18 protein-coding genes and 2 tRNA genes are annotated in these 15,405 nt (G+C 58.1%); 14 read left to right on the forward strand and 6 right to left on the reverse strand.

The features are described from left to right. Nucleotides 1-39 precede the first annotated feature (39 nt). The 3 genes from AC2FJB_RS02690 (at nt 40) to AC2FJB_RS02700 (ending at nt 5,222) form a co-directional block, all read left to right on the forward strand. Nucleotides 40-1,161 (forward strand): alpha-hydroxy acid oxidase, encoded by a 1,122-nt coding sequence (locus AC2FJB_RS02690; protein WP_496719088.1) that lies wholly within the window; start codon nt 40-42, stop codon nt 1,159-1,161. Nucleotides 1,162-1,321: 160 nt separating this feature from the next. Then, nucleotides 1,322-4,759 carry a pyruvate carboxylase gene (locus AC2FJB_RS02695; RefSeq protein WP_496719089.1) on the forward strand — a complete coding sequence of 1,146 codons (3,438 nt, stop codon included), beginning with the start codon at nt 1,322-1,324 and terminating at the stop codon, nt 4,757-4,759. Nucleotides 4,760-4,838: 79 nt separating this feature from the next. Beyond that, nucleotides 4,839-5,222, forward strand: coding sequence for an MAPEG family protein (locus AC2FJB_RS02700; protein WP_117868315.1), 384 nt, complete (start codon nt 4,839-4,841; stop codon nt 5,220-5,222). 15 nt (nt 5,223-5,237) lie between these two features. On the opposite strand, the gene AC2FJB_RS02705 is transcribed toward AC2FJB_RS02700, so the two are convergent. Continuing rightward, a complete protein-coding gene (locus AC2FJB_RS02705; protein ID WP_162896733.1) occupies nt 5,238-5,390 on the reverse strand; it encodes a hypothetical protein in 153 nt (50 codons plus the stop codon). Between the two features lie 150 nt (nt 5,391-5,540). Here AC2FJB_RS02705 and AC2FJB_RS02710 point away from each other — a divergent pair. The 3 genes from AC2FJB_RS02710 (at nt 5,541) to AC2FJB_RS02720 (ending at nt 6,673) form a co-directional block, all read left to right on the forward strand. Continuing rightward, a tRNA-Gly gene (locus AC2FJB_RS02710) sits at nt 5,541-5,615 on the forward strand. A 33-nt stretch (nt 5,616-5,648) separates the two neighbouring features. Next, nucleotides 5,649-5,723 (forward strand) — tRNA-Gly (locus AC2FJB_RS02715). Between the two features lie 83 nt (nt 5,724-5,806). Then, nucleotides 5,807-6,673: a GNAT family N-acetyltransferase gene (locus tag AC2FJB_RS02720; protein WP_496719090.1), complete on the forward strand. Its 867-nt coding sequence runs from the start codon at nt 5,807-5,809 to the stop codon at nt 6,671-6,673. Here AC2FJB_RS02720 and AC2FJB_RS02725 read toward each other — a convergent pair. Continuing rightward, nucleotides 6,670-6,909, reverse strand: a complete 240-nt coding sequence (locus AC2FJB_RS02725) for an Lrp/AsnC family transcriptional regulator (RefSeq protein ID WP_117868312.1) — start codon at nt 6,907-6,909, stop codon at nt 6,670-6,672. The genes AC2FJB_RS02720 and AC2FJB_RS02725 overlap by 4 nt on opposite strands. A gap of 154 nt (nt 6,910-7,063) precedes the next feature. Here AC2FJB_RS02725 and hisB point away from each other — a divergent pair, with 154 nt between their 5' ends. Both hisB and hisH read left to right on the forward strand, forming a co-directional pair. Then, complete coding sequence (gene hisB / locus AC2FJB_RS02730) at nt 7,064-7,651, forward strand: imidazoleglycerol-phosphate dehydratase HisB (protein WP_496719091.1); 588 nt, start codon at nt 7,064-7,066, stop codon at nt 7,649-7,651. Continuing rightward, nucleotides 7,652-8,290 (forward strand): imidazole glycerol phosphate synthase subunit HisH, encoded by a 639-nt coding sequence (gene hisH / locus AC2FJB_RS02735; protein ID WP_496719092.1) that lies wholly within the window; start codon nt 7,652-7,654, stop codon nt 8,288-8,290. It abuts the gene before it with no gap. Nucleotides 8,291-8,293: 3 nt separating this feature from the next. On the opposite strand, the gene AC2FJB_RS02740 is transcribed toward hisH, so the two are convergent. Next, nucleotides 8,294-8,695 (reverse strand): DUF2147 domain-containing protein, encoded by a 402-nt coding sequence (locus AC2FJB_RS02740; RefSeq protein WP_117868309.1) that lies wholly within the window; start codon nt 8,693-8,695, stop codon nt 8,294-8,296. A 134-nt stretch (nt 8,696-8,829) separates the two neighbouring features. Here AC2FJB_RS02740 and hisA point away from each other — a divergent pair, with 134 nt between their 5' ends. Together hisA and AC2FJB_RS02750 are read left to right on the forward strand one after the other, a co-directional pair. Further along, nucleotides 8,830-9,552, forward strand: coding sequence for a 1-(5-phosphoribosyl)-5-[(5-phosphoribosylamino)methylideneamino]imidazole-4-carboxamide isomerase (hisA, locus tag AC2FJB_RS02745; RefSeq protein WP_496719093.1), 723 nt, complete (start codon nt 8,830-8,832; stop codon nt 9,550-9,552). Nucleotides 9,553-9,556: 4 nt separating this feature from the next. Further along, complete coding sequence (locus AC2FJB_RS02750) at nt 9,557-10,021, forward strand: DUF2867 domain-containing protein (protein WP_117868307.1); 465 nt, start codon at nt 9,557-9,559, stop codon at nt 10,019-10,021. Between the two features lie 11 nt (nt 10,022-10,032). On the opposite strand, the gene AC2FJB_RS02755 is transcribed toward AC2FJB_RS02750, so the two are convergent. Both AC2FJB_RS02755 and AC2FJB_RS02760 read right to left on the reverse strand, forming a co-directional pair. Continuing rightward, the gene (locus AC2FJB_RS02755) at nt 10,033-10,479 is read right to left on the reverse strand and encodes a DUF302 domain-containing protein (protein ID WP_162896732.1); all 447 of its coding nucleotides are present in this window, start codon (nt 10,477-10,479) and stop codon (nt 10,033-10,035) included. 150 nt (nt 10,480-10,629) lie between these two features. Beyond that, nucleotides 10,630-10,881: a hypothetical protein gene (locus AC2FJB_RS02760; RefSeq protein ID WP_496719094.1), complete on the reverse strand. Its 252-nt coding sequence runs from the start codon at nt 10,879-10,881 to the stop codon at nt 10,630-10,632. On the opposite strand from AC2FJB_RS02760, the gene AC2FJB_RS02765 reads away from it, so the two are divergent. The 4 genes from AC2FJB_RS02765 to AC2FJB_RS02780 all read left to right on the forward strand — a co-directional run bounded on the left by AC2FJB_RS02765 (nt 10,880) and on the right by AC2FJB_RS02780 (nt 14,758). Beyond that, nucleotides 10,880-12,928 (forward strand): fused MFS/spermidine synthase, encoded by a 2,049-nt coding sequence (locus AC2FJB_RS02765; protein WP_496719095.1) that lies wholly within the window; start codon nt 10,880-10,882, stop codon nt 12,926-12,928. The genes AC2FJB_RS02760 and AC2FJB_RS02765 overlap by 2 nt on opposite strands. 112 nt (nt 12,929-13,040) lie before the next feature. Further along, complete coding sequence (gene hisF / locus AC2FJB_RS02770; protein ID WP_117872606.1) at nt 13,041-13,802, forward strand: imidazole glycerol phosphate synthase subunit HisF; 762 nt, start codon at nt 13,041-13,043, stop codon at nt 13,800-13,802. Continuing rightward, a complete protein-coding gene (locus AC2FJB_RS02775; protein WP_496719096.1) occupies nt 13,799-14,116 on the forward strand; it encodes a phosphoribosyl-ATP diphosphatase in 318 nt (105 codons plus the stop codon). The genes hisF and AC2FJB_RS02775 overlap by 4 nt, the downstream gene beginning before the upstream one ends. A gap of 69 nt (nt 14,117-14,185) precedes the next feature. After that, nucleotides 14,186-14,758, forward strand: a complete 573-nt coding sequence (locus AC2FJB_RS02780) for a hypothetical protein (RefSeq protein WP_496719097.1) — start codon at nt 14,186-14,188, stop codon at nt 14,756-14,758. Here AC2FJB_RS02780 and AC2FJB_RS02785 read toward each other — a convergent pair. Next, nucleotides 14,755-15,225, reverse strand: coding sequence for a CoA-binding protein (locus AC2FJB_RS02785; RefSeq protein WP_170343687.1), 471 nt, complete (start codon nt 15,223-15,225; stop codon nt 14,755-14,757). The genes AC2FJB_RS02780 and AC2FJB_RS02785 overlap by 4 nt on opposite strands. Nucleotides 15,226-15,405 lie beyond the last annotated feature (180 nt).

Here is a 15,405-nt window from a genome sequence, read left to right on the forward strand (position 1 = left end):
TAAACTTGCCGAATCGCATGGCAGGTCGGATCAATCTGCATGGACTTGCACAGCACCTATCCCGGCATACCGGATCTGAAACACCGTGCGCGCCGTCGCCTGCCGCATTTCGTGTGGGAGTATATCGACAGTGGAACCGGGATGGAAACGACACTGCACCGGAACCGCCAAGCCCTGGATGACGTGCGCCTCTGCCCCTCGATCCTGCACGGCGAGCTGGACTTTGATACGTCAAAGACGTTTCTTGAGGCTCCGTATCCGTTGCCATTCGGAATCGCACCGATCGGAATGTCCGGGCTGGTCTGGCCCCGCGCGGAACAGCTGCTTGCCAGCGCGGCCGCAAAGGCGGGTATTCCCTACACTCTGTCGACAGTAGCCAGCCAAAGCCCCGAAGACATGGCACCGCATCTTGGGGACAATGCCTGGTTCCAGCTTTATCCGCCCCGAGATCCGGATATTCGAAAGGACCTGCTGAACCGGGTCCGCAAGGCCGGGTTCAAAACCCTGGTTCTCACAGCGGATGTTCCCGTCGCATCACGCAGGGAAAGGCAGAGACGATCGGGCTTGCGGCAACCGCCAAAGCTGACCCCGCGCGTGCTGGCGCAGATCGCCCAGAGACCCGCCTGGGCGATGGGCATGCTGCGCAACGGTGTGCCGCACATGCGAACGCTGGACAAGTATATTGAAAACCCCGGAGATCTGCCCCCGACTGCACATGTCGGATACCTGCTTCGAACATCGCCAGACCTGGAGTATGTCAAATGGCTGCGCGACCATTGGGACGGGCCGCTTGTCCTGAAAGGCGTCCTGCGCCCGGAGGATACGAGCAGGTTAGAACAGGTTGGTGTCGACGCCTTGTGGGTGTCGAATCATGGCGGTCGTCAATTTGACGCGGCCCCGGCCAGTATTGAGGTTCTTCCCTCTATCCGGGATGCGACCCGCCTGCCCCTGATCTTCGACAGTGGCGTCGAAGGCGGTCTGGATATCTTGAGGGCAATGTCACTTGGCGCGGATTTCGTCATGCTCGGGCGTGCTTTTTTGTATGGACTCGCCGCACTTGGCGCACAAGGGCCCGCACATGTCATCGATATCCTGAGACAGGATCTGCACGCGAATATGGGGCAGATGGGATTGGCAAGCCTGTGTCAGATTGAGAGTTAACGTTAAATATTTGATGCTGCGACGCGGCATGAGTATAAAGGCACTGCGACCAAAGGGCGTTTGCGAGCGTTAACATGCCGGTTCTACCCAGAAGAACGGATATACGCGTGCGTATTCTCCGCCCAATAAGACGCCTATACACGAAAGTCCGGGACCTATCATGACAGACTTCAACAAGATCCTGATCGCCAACCGCGGCGAGATTGCCATCCGCGTCATGCGCGCAGCAAACGAAATGGGAAAACGAACCGTCGCCGTTTACGCTGAAGAAGACAAACTGGGCCTGCACCGGTTCAAGGCGGACGAGGCGTATCAGATCGGTGAAGGCATGGGGCCGGTCGCCGCGTATCTTTCGATCGACGAGATTATCCGTGTTGCCAAGCAATGTGGTGCCGACGCGATCCACCCGGGCTATGGCCTGCTGTCCGAGAACCCGGATTTCGTCGATGCCTGCGTCAAGAACGGTATCACCTTCATTGGTCCAAAGGCGGACACCATGCGCGCGCTCGGCGACAAGGCCAGCGCGCGACGCGTAGCCATCGAAGCAGGTGTTCCGGTTATTCCTGCCACCGAAGTTCTGGGCGATGACATGGACGCGATCCGCAAGGAGGCCGCCGAGATCGGTTACCCGCTGATGCTCAAGGCGTCCTGGGGCGGCGGCGGGCGCGGCATGCGCCCGATCCAGTCGGAAGAAGAACTGGAAGAGAAAGTCCTGGAAGGCCGTCGCGAGGCAGAGGCCGCCTTCGGCAATGGCGAAGGCTATCTGGAGAAAATGATCATCCGCGCGCGCCATGTCGAGGTGCAAATCCTGGGTGACAAACACGGTGAAATCTATCACCTCTATGAACGCGACTGCTCGGTCCAGCGCCGGAACCAAAAAGTCGTTGAACGCGCCCCTGCTCCGTATCTGAGCGACGAACAGCGCGCCGAAATCTGCGAACTGGGCCGCAAGATCTGCGCTCATGTGAACTATGAATGTGCCGGAACCGTCGAGTTCCTGATGGATATGGAAACCGGCAAATTCTATTTCATCGAAGTAAACCCTCGTGTGCAGGTGGAACACACCGTCACCGAAGAAGTCACCGGCATTGACATTGTGCAGGCGCAGATCCTGATCGCCGAGGGCAAACCTCTGGCAGAGGCGACCGGCGCTGCAAGCCAGGCAGACGTGCATTTGAACGGCCACGCGCTGCAGACCCGCATCACGACGGAAGATCCGCAGAACAACTTCATCCCCGACTATGGCCGCATCACCGCGTATCGCTCGGCCACCGGTATGGGTATTCGCCTGGATGGCGGGACGGCCTATGCGGGTGGTGTGATCACCCGGTATTATGACTCGCTGCTGACCAAGGTTACCGCTTGGGCCCCGACGCCCGAAAAAGCGATCAGCCGGATGGACCGTGCCTTGCGAGAATTCCGTATTCGTGGTGTCAGCACCAATATCGATTTCGTCATCAACCTGCTCAAGCACCCGACCTTCCTGTCGAACGAATACACCACCAAGTTCATCGACACCACGCCCGAGCTGTTCACCTTCAAGAAGCGCCGCGACCGGGGCACCAAGGTTTTAACCTATATCGCCGACATCACGGTGAACGGACATCCCGAGACCAAGGACCGCCCCGAACCGCGCGCTGATCTGAAAGAGGCCAAGCCGCCCGCGCTGAAAGCCGAACCGCAGATGGGTACACGCAACCTGCTGGAGCAGAAGGGCCCGCAGGCGGTGGCAGACTGGATGAAAGCGCAGCGCCAACTGCTGATCACCGACACCACCATGCGCGACGGGCACCAGTCTCTGTTGGCGACCCGGATGCGGTCAATCGACATGATCAAAGTGGCCCCGACCTATGCGGCGAACCTGCCGCAGCTGTTCTCGGTCGAGTGCTGGGGCGGTGCGACCTTCGACGTCGCCTACCGCTTCTTGCAGGAATGTCCATGGCAGCGCCTGCGCGACCTGCGAGAGGCGATGCCGAACCTGATGACCCAGATGCTGCTACGCGGCGCAAACGGAGTGGGGTATACGAACTACCCTGATAACGTGGTGCAGGAGTTCGTGCGTCAGGCGGCGACAGGAATTGACGTGTTCCGTGTCTTCGACTCGCTGAACTGGGTCGAGAACATGCGCGTGGCGATGGATGCGGTCGTCGAAACCGGTAAGATTTGTGAAGGTACCGTCTGTTACACTGGCGATATTCTTGACCCGGACCGTGCCAAGTACGACCTGAAATACTATGTCGGCATGGCGAAAGAGCTGCGCGACGCCGGCGCGCATATTCTGGGCCTGAAAGACATGGCGGGCCTGCTGAAACCCGCCGCGGCCAAGATCCTGATCCGCGCGCTGAAAGAAGAGGTCGGGCTGCCGATACACTTCCACACACATGACACTGCCGGTATTGCCAGCGCGACCATTCTGGCCGCGTCCGAGGCGGGCGTGGATGCTGTTGACTGCGCGATGGACAGCTTCTCGGGCAACACCAGCCAGGCGACGCTGGGTACGGTGGTCGAAGCGCTGCGCCACACAGACCGCGACACCGGTCTGGACATCAAGGCGATCCGTGAAATCAGCGATTACTTCGAGGTCGTCCGAGGCCAGTATGCGGCGTTCGAGTCGAGCCTGCAGGCTCCGGCCTCGGAAGTTTATCTGCACGAGATGCCCGGCGGTCAGTTCACCAACCTCAAGGCACAGGCGCGCAGCCTGGGTCTGGAAGAGCGCTGGCACGAAGTGGCGCAGATGTATGCTGACGTGAACCAGATGTTCGGTGACATCGTGAAGGTAACGCCGTCTTCCAAGGTCGTTGGCGACATGGCGCTGATGATGGTCAGCCAGAACATGACCCGCGAACAGGTCGAGGACCCCGATACCGACGTGGCCTTCCCGGACTCGGTCGTGGACATGATGCGTGGCAATCTGGGTCAGCCTCCGGGCGGTTTTCCGGACACCATCATCAAGAAGGTGCTTAAGGACGAAGCCCCCAACACCGAACGCCCCGGCAAGGACGTGACTGCGGTTGATCTTGAGGCCACCCGCGTAGAGCTGTCCAAGCAACTGGAAGGCAAAGAGGTCGATGACGAGGATCTGAACGGATACCTGATGTATCCCAAGGTGTTCCTGGACTACATGGGACGTCACCGGATTTACGGCCCGGTCCGTACCCTGCCTACGCGCACTTTCTTCTACGGCATGGAGCCCGGTGAAGAGATCACGGCGGAAATCGACCCCGGCAAGACGCTGGAAATCCGCTGTCAGGCCACTGGCGAAACGGATGAAAAGGGCGAGGTCAAAGTGTTCTTTGAACTCAACGGCCAGCCGCGCGTGATCCGGGTTCCGAACCGGATGGTCACGTCAAGCACGCAAGCGCGCCCCAAGGCCGAGGTTGGCAACCCGGATCATATCGGCGCGCCGATGCCGGGTGTTGTGGCCACCGTCGCAGTGACTGCGGGTCAACAGATCAAGGAAGGCGACATGTTGCTGACCATTGAGGCGATGAAGATGGAAACGGGAATCCACGCCGAGCGCGATGCGACCGTCAAGGCCGTTCATGTGCAGCCCGGCGGCCAGATTGACGCAAAGGACCTTCTGGTCGAGCTGGAATAAGCTGACGAACCGGTTACAGTTCAAAGGGCCGCGCGGGAAACCACGCGGCCCTTTTTCTATACTGAACCGGAGAAACACCATGCTTGCTATCACCCCGATCTATGCGGCCCTGATTGCTATCCTTTACGTTGCACTCAGCGTCAAAGTGATCCTGCAGCGCCGCAGCGATAAAATCTCTGTCGGGGATGGGGGCAGCAAATTGATGATCAAGGCGATAAGGACACATTCAAATTGCGCCGAATACGCCCCAATCGCCCTTTTGCTGATTGCTATGGTAGAGTTGCAGGGCGCAGGTGGGTTGATTTTGCATGGACTGGGCTTGATGTTGCTGGCCGGGCGTCTTTTGCACGCATACGGATTTGGGCGCACGCCCCAGATCGTCATCCTGCGGCAGGCTGGCATGAGCCTGACTTTCCTGGCCATTCTGATTGCGGCCATCACAAACCTGATTCTGGCGCTATAGGTTGGCTGGCGGATGCTATCCCGTCAGATCCGTCGTCATCACATAGGGCGCTTTCAACAAAACGGGCGTGATCCGATTGTGTGCGTGATTGTCCGGTTCTGGCATCGCAGTGACCAGCAGAATCATTGCGGCCAGCGCCATTATCTTCATGTCTGCAACGGATATCATGAAAGCCCTTCCACCCATGTCCTTTTTTGATCTGCGTTTGAGATTGAACGGACCGGAAGCCGGGTTCCGTCGAAAGATTTTTCCTCTTTTTTGTGTTTTTCCGCTTGCAGCCCCGCGTGGGAATTTATACATCCCTCCTCACTCAACGGCGCGGGCGTAGCTCAGGGGTAGAGCATAACCTTGCCAAGGTTAGGGTCGGGCGTTCGAATCGCCTCGCCCGCTCCATTGAGAGGTCTTTGGACCACATATGTATCTGATGCGGGCGTAGCTCAGGGGTAGAGCATAACCTTGCCAAGGTTAGGGTCGGGCGTTCGAATCGCCTCGCCCGCTCCAGATACCAAACTCACCAAACAAGCTGGTTCTTTGTAGAGCGTTGCGCCATTCTGGCTGCATTGCGCACTATAGGATCATTACCCATGTCTGATTACATCATCCGCCCTCTGACCCGCGAAGAAGTCCAACACGCCGTGGATTGGGCTGGGCGTGAGGGATGGAATCCGGGCCTCCACGATGCCGAATGCTTTCGCCCGACCGACCCGGAAGGGTTTCTGGGCGGGTTCCTGGATGGTGAGATGATCGCCTCGGTTTCGGCAGTTAATTACAACGACGCGTTTTCGTTTCTTGGTTTCTACATCGTAAAACCTGATTTCCGGCATCATGGACACGGGCTTGAGATTGCGCGACACGCGCTGGCGCATTGCACCGGCCGGAATATGGGTCTGGATGGTGTGGTGGAACAACAGGAAAACTATCGCAAATCCGGCTTCACCTTCGCCTACAACAACTACCGTTTTTCCGGGACGAAGACACGGGTTTTAGCGAAGTTGGGCACCGCGCCGATTGACCACATAACCGATCTGAACAGCGCATCTGATGACCTGAAAGCTTACGACCGCAAGCTATTCCCTGCCCCGCGCGATCTGTTTCTGGAAAGCTGGTTGAGTGCCTTTAGCCATGTCTCGAAACTCTACACTGAGAATGGCAAAATCCGAGGCTACGCGACTCTGCGCCCCTGCCTCACCGGCTATAAGGTTGGCCCGCTGTTCGCAGATACGTCCAAAATTGCGAAGGCTTTGCTGCGGGCACTTTTGGAGGCAATTCCTGAAGACCACAGCGAACACGAGGTCTTCGTCGATATGCCTCAGCCCAACACAGCTGCTTTTGCGCTGGCCGACGAGCTTGGGCTGGACAAGGTGTTCGAAACGGCCCGAATGTATTCCGATCACGAACCCGATATCGACCTGACTCGCATCTTTGGCGTAACGACGTTTGAGTTGGGCTAGAACGCCTTGAACGTCATCGTGGTCAGCGACCGCTCAATGTTTGGAATCACCAGCAGGTGCTCGTTGATAAAATGGCCCACATCCTCGGTTTCGGGGATATAGAGCTTGAGCATCAGATCATACTCACCGCTGGTGGAATAGAGTTCCGAGTGAATTTCGCGTAACGCAATCTCTTCGGCGACCTTGTAGGTGGTACCGGGTTTGCAACGGATTTGTATGAAAACGCAGGTGGACATGAGCCGGGCCTTTTGAATCGAGTTTCCGGCAGGCTGGCATGGCGCGGACCTGGGTGCAATCCCCTGCAACAGTTTGAAGCGATCGCGACGCGGGCACTGGATCAACTGGCCCAACCCCGTCTATAAGCGCGCCTGTAGCAAAAGGAATTCGCCCATGCGCAGCGCAAAGATCAGCCGTCAGACCGCCGAGACCGAAATTTCGGTCGAGGTCAATCTGGACGGCACCGGCCAGTATGACAACCAGACCGGCGTAGGCTTCTTTGACCACATGCTGGACCAGTTGGCACGTCATTCACTGATCGACATGACGATCCGAGCCAAGGGCGATTACCACATCGACGACCACCACACGGTCGAAGATACCGGCATCGCGCTGGGGCAGGCACTGACGCAAGCTCTGGGCGACAAGAAAGGTGTTCGGAGGTATGGCGAATGCCACCTGCCGATGGATGACGCTCAGGTGCGCTGTGCGCTGGACCTGTCGGGCCGCCCCTACCTGATCTGGAATGTGGAGCTGCCGACACAGAAAATCGGCGCGTTTGACACAGAGCTTGTGCGTGAATTCTTTCAGGCTCTCAGCACCCATGGCGGCATCACGCTGCATATCGACCAGTTGCACGGCTTCAACAGCCACCACATCGCCGAGGCTGCATTCAAGGCCGTTGCGCGCGCGCTGCGCGACGCCGTCGAAACCGATCCGCGCAAGGCAGACGCGATTCCGTCGACCAAAGGCGCGTTGTAAATGCTGACCGCCATCATCGACTACGAAAGCGGCAACCTGCACTCGGCGGAAAAAGCGTTTCAGCGCATGGCGCAAGAGGTCGGCGCGGGTGAGGTTGTCGTCACCTCGGACGCGGATGCTGTGGCACGCGCGGATCGTTTGGTCTTGCCCGGCGACGGAGCGTTTCCGGCATGCGCCGCCGAGCTGCGTGGTCACAAAGGTATTTATGACGCGATGGTCGAGGCGGTCGAACAGAAAGGCCGCCCGTTTCTGGGCATCTGTGTGGGCATGCAGTTGATGGCAACCAAAGGCCATGAATACAGCGAAACGGATGGTCTGGACTGGATTTCCGGCGATGTCGTCAGGATCGAACCGTCAGACACAGCGCTGAAAGTGCCGCATATGGGCTGGAACGATCTTGTTCTGGACAGCGATCACCCGGTGTTCAACGGGGTGAAATCCGGCGATCACACCTATTTCGTCCACTCTTACCACTTCCGCGTATCCGACCCGGCACAGCGATTAGCCTATGTGGGCTACGGGCAGGAAGTCACGGCCGTCATTGGCCGCGACACGATGGTTGGAATGCAGTTCCACCCCGAGAAAAGTCAGGACGTTGGCCTGCGCATGCTGGGCAACTTCCTGACCTGGAAACCCTGAGGCCTACTGAACACGCGTCCAGGTTTGTCCGCGGCAGATCAGACCGCCCGCCACACACCCTTTGACGGTCAGTTTGTTCTGGCCGTCCAGCGACATTTTCGAATTGTATGTCTTGTCCCGGTCCGGTGCCCAGATCTTGCCGCTGTCATAGCTTCCGCCATCCTCGGGCACCATGTCCCAGATGATCTTCTTACCGAGGTTTTCATATTCCAGCTGCTCGTTGCCATCCGCATCAAACGCGCTGTCGATGGTTCCGCAGATCGCACTACCGCATTCGGAAATCGTCACGTGCAGATAGCCGCCGGTATCACCGGGTGCAGTCTTCCACAGACCGTCGACGGGATCTGCAGCCATCGCGCCGGTTGCGAGAAACATCAAACCCGCTGCAAAAGTAAATCTCTTCATAGTTTTCTCCCTGTTTTGAGGGCAGTCTGACCCGGCATTCAGCGACGGGCAAGAATGACCCAGCGTCGCGTTGCATCCCCTGCCCTGCCTGTGCGATATCCCGCGCGTGTAACAGTGATATAGGGCCGCCCGACATGATCCTCTACCCCGCCATCGACCTTAAAGACGGCAATGCCGTGCGCCTTCTGCGCGGTGACATGGACAAGGCCACCGTGTTCAACGAAGACCCGGCGGCACAAGCGCGCGCCTTTGTCGAGGCCGGGTGCGAGTGGCTGCATCTGGTCGATCTGAACGGTGCCTTCGCGGGTGAACCGGTCAACGCCGCCCCGGTCGAGGCGATTCTGGAAACCTGCAATGTGCCCGCGCAATTGGGCGGCGGCATCCGTGACATGGCGACCATCGAAACCTGGGTCGAAAAGGGTCTGGCGCGGGTTATTCTGGGCACGGTTGCCGTCGAAAACCCTGACTTGGTGCGTGAAGCCGCCAAGGCGTTCCCGGGCAAGATCGCCGTGGGCATCGACGCGCGCAACGGCATGGTGGCCACAAAAGGCTGGGCCGAAGAAACCAATGTTCAGGTGACTGATCTGGCCCGCAGCTTCGAAGACGCGGGCGTGGCCGCGATCATCTACACAGATATCAACCGTGACGGCGCCATGCAGGGCCCCAATATCGAGGCCACGGCAGACCTCGCCAGAACGGTAGACATTCCTGTTATCGCATCCGGTGGCGTGTCATCGATCGCCGATCTGATCGCCCTGCGCGATTGTGGCGCAGCCCTGAACGGTGCCATTTCCGGACGTGCGCTTTATGATGGGGCGATTGATCTGAAAGAGGCTCTGACAACTCTCAGAGAATAGTTCAATGTTCCATTCGCCTGTAAAGCGTTCTGATTTGTCCGCGCAAAGCCTGCTGCACAAACGGTATAAAGACGGCGATTTTCTTGACTGCTTCAGCGTCGAATCGGAACTCTCGCCTCGTCGAGCCGCAGAAATCATTACCGCGTTTCCGGCATGGACGATGGCGCTGGTGCGATTACGTGGCGCGTTGGTCGCACCTTTCGGCCTCAGTTCGAAAGGACCTGAGGCTGCGGACAAGCTGGGGATTTTTCCGGTTGAATATGATGGTGAGGCCGAAGTGATTGCAGGATTCAACGACCGCCATCTGGATTTTCGTGTCTCAATCCTGTCAGAAAACGGCCGAATCTCGCTGGCCACCTGGGTACATCGTCACAATTGGGGTGGGCGACTGTACCTTGCTGCGATCCTGCCGTTTCACATCCTGATCGCGCGAAACGCGCTTGCGCGTGTGAAAAGCGCAAGCGCATAACCAAAAAGGTCTTAACCCGCAGCGGCGGCGGTCAGCTTGGCCAGTGCGCCGCGCATTTTCTCGATGACGGGTGATTTTTCGACGTCATCCAGTTCATCCATCGTCTCTTTGGGATCTTCATAGGCCAGCCAGACCTGACCGTTGCCGTCCTCATATGCCTGCACCTTGAGCGGCAGGAACAACCCCGCACGCGGATCGATCTGCATGGCCGGCGTTCCCAGCGCAGGATTGCCGAAAATCAGCACTTGATTGGCCGGGATGGGCGTTCCGACCTTTTCCGCCCCCGCCGCGTGGTCGATGCGGGCGAACACCGTGGCTCCTGCGTTGCCTACCGCTGCCTCCAGATCATCCAGCGCCTCGACTACGGATTTATTCGTTTGAACTTTGATGATGTCGTCAGCCATGGCGGCAAGAGCCCCTCCGAACGAAAGAATTGAAGCCAGTATCAAAGTACGCATATCGGTTTTCCTTCTATAAAATTCACCCCAATTCTCACAGGTTTTGGAAATCTGACAATCACAAGTCTGGCATCAGCAAAGCCTTGCCTGAGTTGGAGATGCCCATTTTACCCTTGCTTTTGCGAACAATCCGACCAAAAGCCAAACATTTTACTGCGTTGAGCCATAATTCGGGCGGAATCCCTGCTTAATTCCCTCGTCAAACACAACAACCCGGGTGCCAAACGTGAGTATTTCGAACCTAGACGTTCCCAACACGTCCAGATTCAGATCAGCAACCATTGCGATCTTCTGCGCGGCGATTTTCACAAGCGCGAGTCTGCTTTTCTTTGTCCAGCCGCTTTTTGCCAAGCTGGTTCTTCCCAAGATTGGCGGTGCGCCGGCAGTTTGGACCACCGCCATGCTGTTTTTCCAAGTGGTGCTGATTCTCGGATATGTGTACGCACATCTTTTGACCAAATTTCTGCCCTTGCGCTGGCAGATCGTTACCCATTTTGCCCTCTGGGTCGCAGCGCTGACTTTCCTGCCGCTGTCCACCAGCGAAAGCTGGAGCTATAACGCCACGACCTCGACCGCAGTGCAAACGCTTGGCCTGTTCGCCGTAGGTGTAGGTGTACCTTTTGCAGTGTTGTCGGCAAATGCGCCCCTGTTGCAGTCATGGTACGCCAAGTCGGGCGGACCGTCGGCGGATGATCCGTATTTCCTTTACAGCGCCAGTAATGTCGGATCATTGCTGGCGTTGCTGGCTTTCCCCCTGGTTGCAGACCCATTTTTTGGGGCCGCTGAGATCAGCCGCGTGTGGCTGTTCGGCTTTGTGCTGTTCGGGGCGCTCTTGCTTGGCAGTGGCATGATCGCCCTGCGGGGGTCACGTCACACAGAGTCGTCGGTGCAAACAGCACTTAAAGCCAGTTTCCCCACCCTGCGGCAAATAGCTATCTGGGTGTTCGTCGCATTCATTCCCTCCTCATTGATGCTGTCCTTCACAACGCGGGTCAGCACGGACCTTGGTGCTCTCCCGCTGATCTGGGTCGTTCCGCTGGCGGTCTACATCCTGTCCTTCATCATTGCCTTCGCCAAATGGAAACACCTGACGCTTGACACTTTGAACCTGCCTATGTTGGCGGCGCTGGCGGCGGGTGTCGTACTGGTGTCCAAAGTGGTCAGCGAACATGACGCGCCGGTGGTCATCCTGCTCTATGTCCCGGTGTTGTTCGTCATCGCTCTTTTTGCACATCGCCTGCTTTACGACATGCGTCCGTCAGCCGAGCAGTTGACCGTGTTCTACATTGCCCTTTCCGTGGGCGGAGCGATTGGCGGGTTGTTCAACTCGATCGTTGCGCCAATTGTCTTCACACGTGAGTTGGAGGCGCCAATCACCATGATCCTGGCCGGAGGATTATTCCTTGTCCGCGCGCCGGGATTTGCCCTTCGCCACGTCATCATGGGCATTGCGGCAAGTGTTTTCATCCTCGTCATCGCGGGTGCGACACGGGGCGTCGCGGCCATGAGCGCGGACATTCCGCGCGCAGGCGCCCTGTTCGTGCTGATATTTGCAGTACTGTACCTGTTCCGGACTCAGGCCTTGCGTATCCCGGTGGTTCTTGCCGTCGTTCTGCTGCCTGCATTTGCAGTAAAGAACAATCCGGTGTTCGAAGATCGCAGCTTCTTTGGTGTGCATTCGGTGTATTCAAGTGAGGGCTACCGCGTCTACAAGAACGGCACCACGGTGCATGGCTGGCAACGCGAATCCGAATATGGCACTCGGCCCACACCGCTGTCCTATTATCACCCCGAGGGACCAATGGCGCAGGTCATCACGTCAGATTTCGGCAAACAATCCAGCAGCATCGGAATAGTTGGTCTGGGAACAGGGGCGCTGGCCTGTTACCGGCAGCCTTCGCAAAACTGGGACTTCTTCGAGATCGACGCGACTGTAGACCAGATCGCACGCGACCCTTCGCTGTTCACCTATCTGTCTGAATGCACGCCCGATTCAGAAACCCATCTGGGTGATGCCCGGATCGTCCTGAAGCAAAGGCCATTTGCCTTCGATATCCTGGTTTTGGATGCTTACAGCTCGGACGCGATTCCGCTTCACCTGATCACACGGGAGGCGGTAGAAATGTACACGAGCCGCCTGACCGACGATGGGGTTCTGGTGTTCCACATCACGAACCGGTTCTACGATCTGGTCCAGCCTTTGGCACGAATTGCCGACAGTTTGAACCTGACAGCTGCGCATCAACGGCTGGCCGTGGGTGAAGAACAGGTTGAAACCGGAGCCGCCACCAGCAGCGTTGTGATCCTGAGCCCGGACAAATCCCGAATTGAGAGTTTTGTGCAGGACGGAAACTGGCAAGTCGTTGAAACCGACGGCGCGCAGCCGTGGACCGATGACAAGGCAAACTTGCTCTCGGCGCTGAAACTGCTGAAGAACCGGGATCACTAAAGCAGGACACCTGCGCTGCCCATGGCCGGTGCGATCCGGGCCATGGGCGTCAAAACGTCTGTGGCATCAGCGGCGCTTTGTCGGTAAAGGTCCGGCAAAGAAGGACGATCAGATGCTGAAGACCCGGATCATTCCCTGCCTTGATGTTGCCGATGGCCGCGTGGTCAAAGGCGTGAATTTCGTCGGTCTGCGCGATGCCGGCGATCCCGTGGAATCGGCCAAGGCGTATGACGCCGCAGGCGCGGACGAGATCTGTTTTCTGGATATCCACGCCACCCACGAAAACCGCGGCACCATGTTCGACGTGGTACAGCGCACGGCCGAGCAGTGCTTTGTACCTCTGACAGTCGGCGGCGGCGTTCGGACCAAAGATGATGTACGCGCCCTGTTGCTGGCCGGGGCAGACAAGGTCAGCTTCAACTCGGCTGCCGTTGCCAATCCCGACGTAATCGCGGAATCGGCAGATCAATTCGGCAGCCAGTGCATCGTCTGCGCCATAGACGCCAAGACGGTCAGTCCCGGCAAGTGGGAGATTTTCACCCATGGCGGACGCAAGCCCACGGGCATTGACGCGGTAGAATTCGCAAAAACCGTTGTCGCCAAAGGCGCCGGAGAAATCCTGCTGACCTCGATGGATCGCGACGGCACCAAAGCTGGTTTCAACCTGCCCCTGACCCGTGCGATTTCCGATGCTGTGGACGTGCCCGTGATCGCAAGCGGCGGTGTCGGCAATCTGGACCATCTTGTCGAAGGCGTCACCGAAGGCGGCGCGAGTGCGGTGCTTGCTGCCTCGATCTTCCATTTCGGCGAATACACGATCCGCGAAGCCAAAGAACATATGGCCGCCGCTGGCATTCCGATGAGGCTGACATGAGTATTCTACACGACCTTGCTGCCACGATTGAGGCACGTAAAGGGGCGGATCCCGATTCAAGCTGGACAGCCAAGCTGCTTGCAAAGGGTCCCGAGAAATGCGCCGAGAAATTTGGTGAAGAAGCCATCGAAGCCATCATCGAAGCCACGAAGGGCGATCAGGCCAAGCTGACCGCCGAAGCCGCAGACGTGCTGTACCACCTGCTGGTCATGCTGGCCGCGCGAGACGTGGCGCTGGAAGATGTCCTGGCCGAGCTTGCGCGCCGTCAGGGCGTCAGCGGAATTGCCGAAAAAGCCGCCCGCCCCAAAGGGTAACGGCCGGGTTCCGCGCCGCCGCAACGGCCGCTATACTCGGGCGTCAGAATGACAGGCCGAGGGCGCGACATGATCCGAGTTTTGATGCTTGTGGCAACGCTTGCCACCGTTGCGGCATGTGCGGCGCCTCCCCCCTCGACCGGGGATGAGGTACAACGCCTGACAGCCGAAATTCAGCGGCTTGGCCCGGATATCGATCCTGAAGAGGCCCGCCGGGCGGCGCAAGTCGCCTATTCCTATACCGCGCAGCTGGTGGACGAATACCAGATCACCGATCCGCCGCTGATCCACAATGCAAAGGTCAACAAGGGATTGCGCCCGCGTGGTCTGTGCTGGCATTGGGCCGAGGATATCGAGCGTCGCCTGAAACAGGAAGACTTCCAGACGCTGGAATTGCACCGCGCCATCGCCAACGCCGACAATCCGCTGAGGATCGACCACAGCACCGCGATTATCAGTCGCAAGGGAGAGTCGTTGTATGAGGGCGTCGTGCTGGACCCCTGGCGCTATGGCGGGGTGTTGTTCTGGGCACCACTTGTCGAGGATACCCGTTATGAGTGGGTGCCACGTGACGTCGTGCTGGAAAAACGACGACAGGAACAGGTGGCCCGCCTGAAACCATATCAGCCAGCAACGCCCTAAAGCTTGGACGAGATGATCCCGGTGGAAAACCCGCCCATGCGCAGCTCGCCAAACAGGCGCTGATATTCGATCTTCGGACAGCGGTTCATCACCACGTCAACACCGCGGGCCTCGGCCTTGGCTGCCGCATCGGGGTGTTCAACCCCGATCTGCATCCAGATCGTGCCGAGCGTCGGGAATGCATCCAACGCTTCGTCCACAATGGGCGGCACGGATTCGGACCGCCGGAAGATGTCTACCATGTCCACGGGTTCGGATATCTCCGAAAGGCTGCCTCGTACCGTCTGGCCAAACAGGTCTTTCCCGGCATGGCCCGGATTGACCGGGATCACGCTGAACCCTTTCAACGAAAGGTAGCGGGCGACGTAATAGCTGGGTCGCACCGGGTTCATGGACACCCCGACAACGGCAACGGTCTTGGTGCGTTGCAGAATGGTTCTCAGGTGCTGATCGGAATAGTCTGACATGCCCTATCCTTAGCAGGGTTCCAAAAAGAAAAAAGCGCCCAAGAAGTCTTGGGCGCCAGTTGTTGGAACGAGGGACAGTGAAATGACCCGCGGCAGTTCCATTCCGCGGTCACTGTGACATTTAGGCATATATTTGGGAAAAAAAAGAGGAGCGGCGCATTTTTGTGATGACTCTTCACG

Source organism: Ruegeria sp. CDSC085 (genome assembly GCF_059610465.1).

Coding starts and splice junctions, on each gene's coding strand:
- AC2FJB_RS02705 (WP_162896733.1), bottom strand. CDS start 5,390: ATGATATCCGTTGCAGACATGAAGATAATGGCGCTGGCCGCAATGATT.
- AC2FJB_RS02725 (WP_117868312.1), bottom strand. CDS start 6,909: ATGTCCACCTGCGTTTTCATACAAATCCGTTGCAAACCCGGTACCACC.
- AC2FJB_RS02690 (WP_496719088.1), top strand. CDS start 40: ATGGACTTGCACAGCACCTATCCCGGCATACCGGATCTGAAACACCGT.
- hisB (WP_496719091.1), top strand. CDS start 7,064: ATGCGCAGCGCAAAGATCAGCCGTCAGACCGCCGAGACCGAAATTTCG.
- hisA (WP_496719093.1), top strand. CDS start 8,830: ATGATCCTCTACCCCGCCATCGACCTTAAAGACGGCAATGCCGTGCGC.
- AC2FJB_RS02755 (WP_162896732.1), bottom strand. CDS start 10,479: ATGCGTACTTTGATACTGGCTTCAATTCTTTCGTTCGGAGGGGCTCTT.
- AC2FJB_RS02695 (WP_496719089.1), top strand. CDS start 1,322: ATGACAGACTTCAACAAGATCCTGATCGCCAACCGCGGCGAGATTGCC.
- AC2FJB_RS02765 (WP_496719095.1), top strand. CDS start 10,880: ATGCTGTTTTTCCAAGTGGTGCTGATTCTCGGATATGTGTACGCACAT.
- hisH (WP_496719092.1), top strand. CDS start 7,652: ATGCTGACCGCCATCATCGACTACGAAAGCGGCAACCTGCACTCGGCG.
- AC2FJB_RS02740 (WP_117868309.1), bottom strand. CDS start 8,695: ATGAAGAGATTTACTTTTGCAGCGGGTTTGATGTTTCTCGCAACCGGC.
- AC2FJB_RS02720 (WP_496719090.1), top strand. CDS start 5,807: ATGTCTGATTACATCATCCGCCCTCTGACCCGCGAAGAAGTCCAACAC.
- AC2FJB_RS02785 (WP_170343687.1), bottom strand. CDS start 15,225: ATGTCAGACTATTCCGATCAGCACCTGAGAACCATTCTGCAACGCACC.
- AC2FJB_RS02775 (WP_496719096.1), top strand. CDS start 13,799: ATGAGTATTCTACACGACCTTGCTGCCACGATTGAGGCACGTAAAGGG.
- hisF (WP_117872606.1), top strand. CDS start 13,041: ATGCTGAAGACCCGGATCATTCCCTGCCTTGATGTTGCCGATGGCCGC.
- AC2FJB_RS02760 (WP_496719094.1), bottom strand. CDS start 10,881: ATGGCGGTGGTCCAAACTGCCGGCGCACCGCCAATCTTGGGAAGAACC.
- AC2FJB_RS02750 (WP_117868307.1), top strand. CDS start 9,557: ATGTTCCATTCGCCTGTAAAGCGTTCTGATTTGTCCGCGCAAAGCCTG.
- AC2FJB_RS02780 (WP_496719097.1), top strand. CDS start 14,186: ATGATCCGAGTTTTGATGCTTGTGGCAACGCTTGCCACCGTTGCGGCA.
- AC2FJB_RS02700 (WP_117868315.1), top strand. CDS start 4,839: ATGCTTGCTATCACCCCGATCTATGCGGCCCTGATTGCTATCCTTTAC.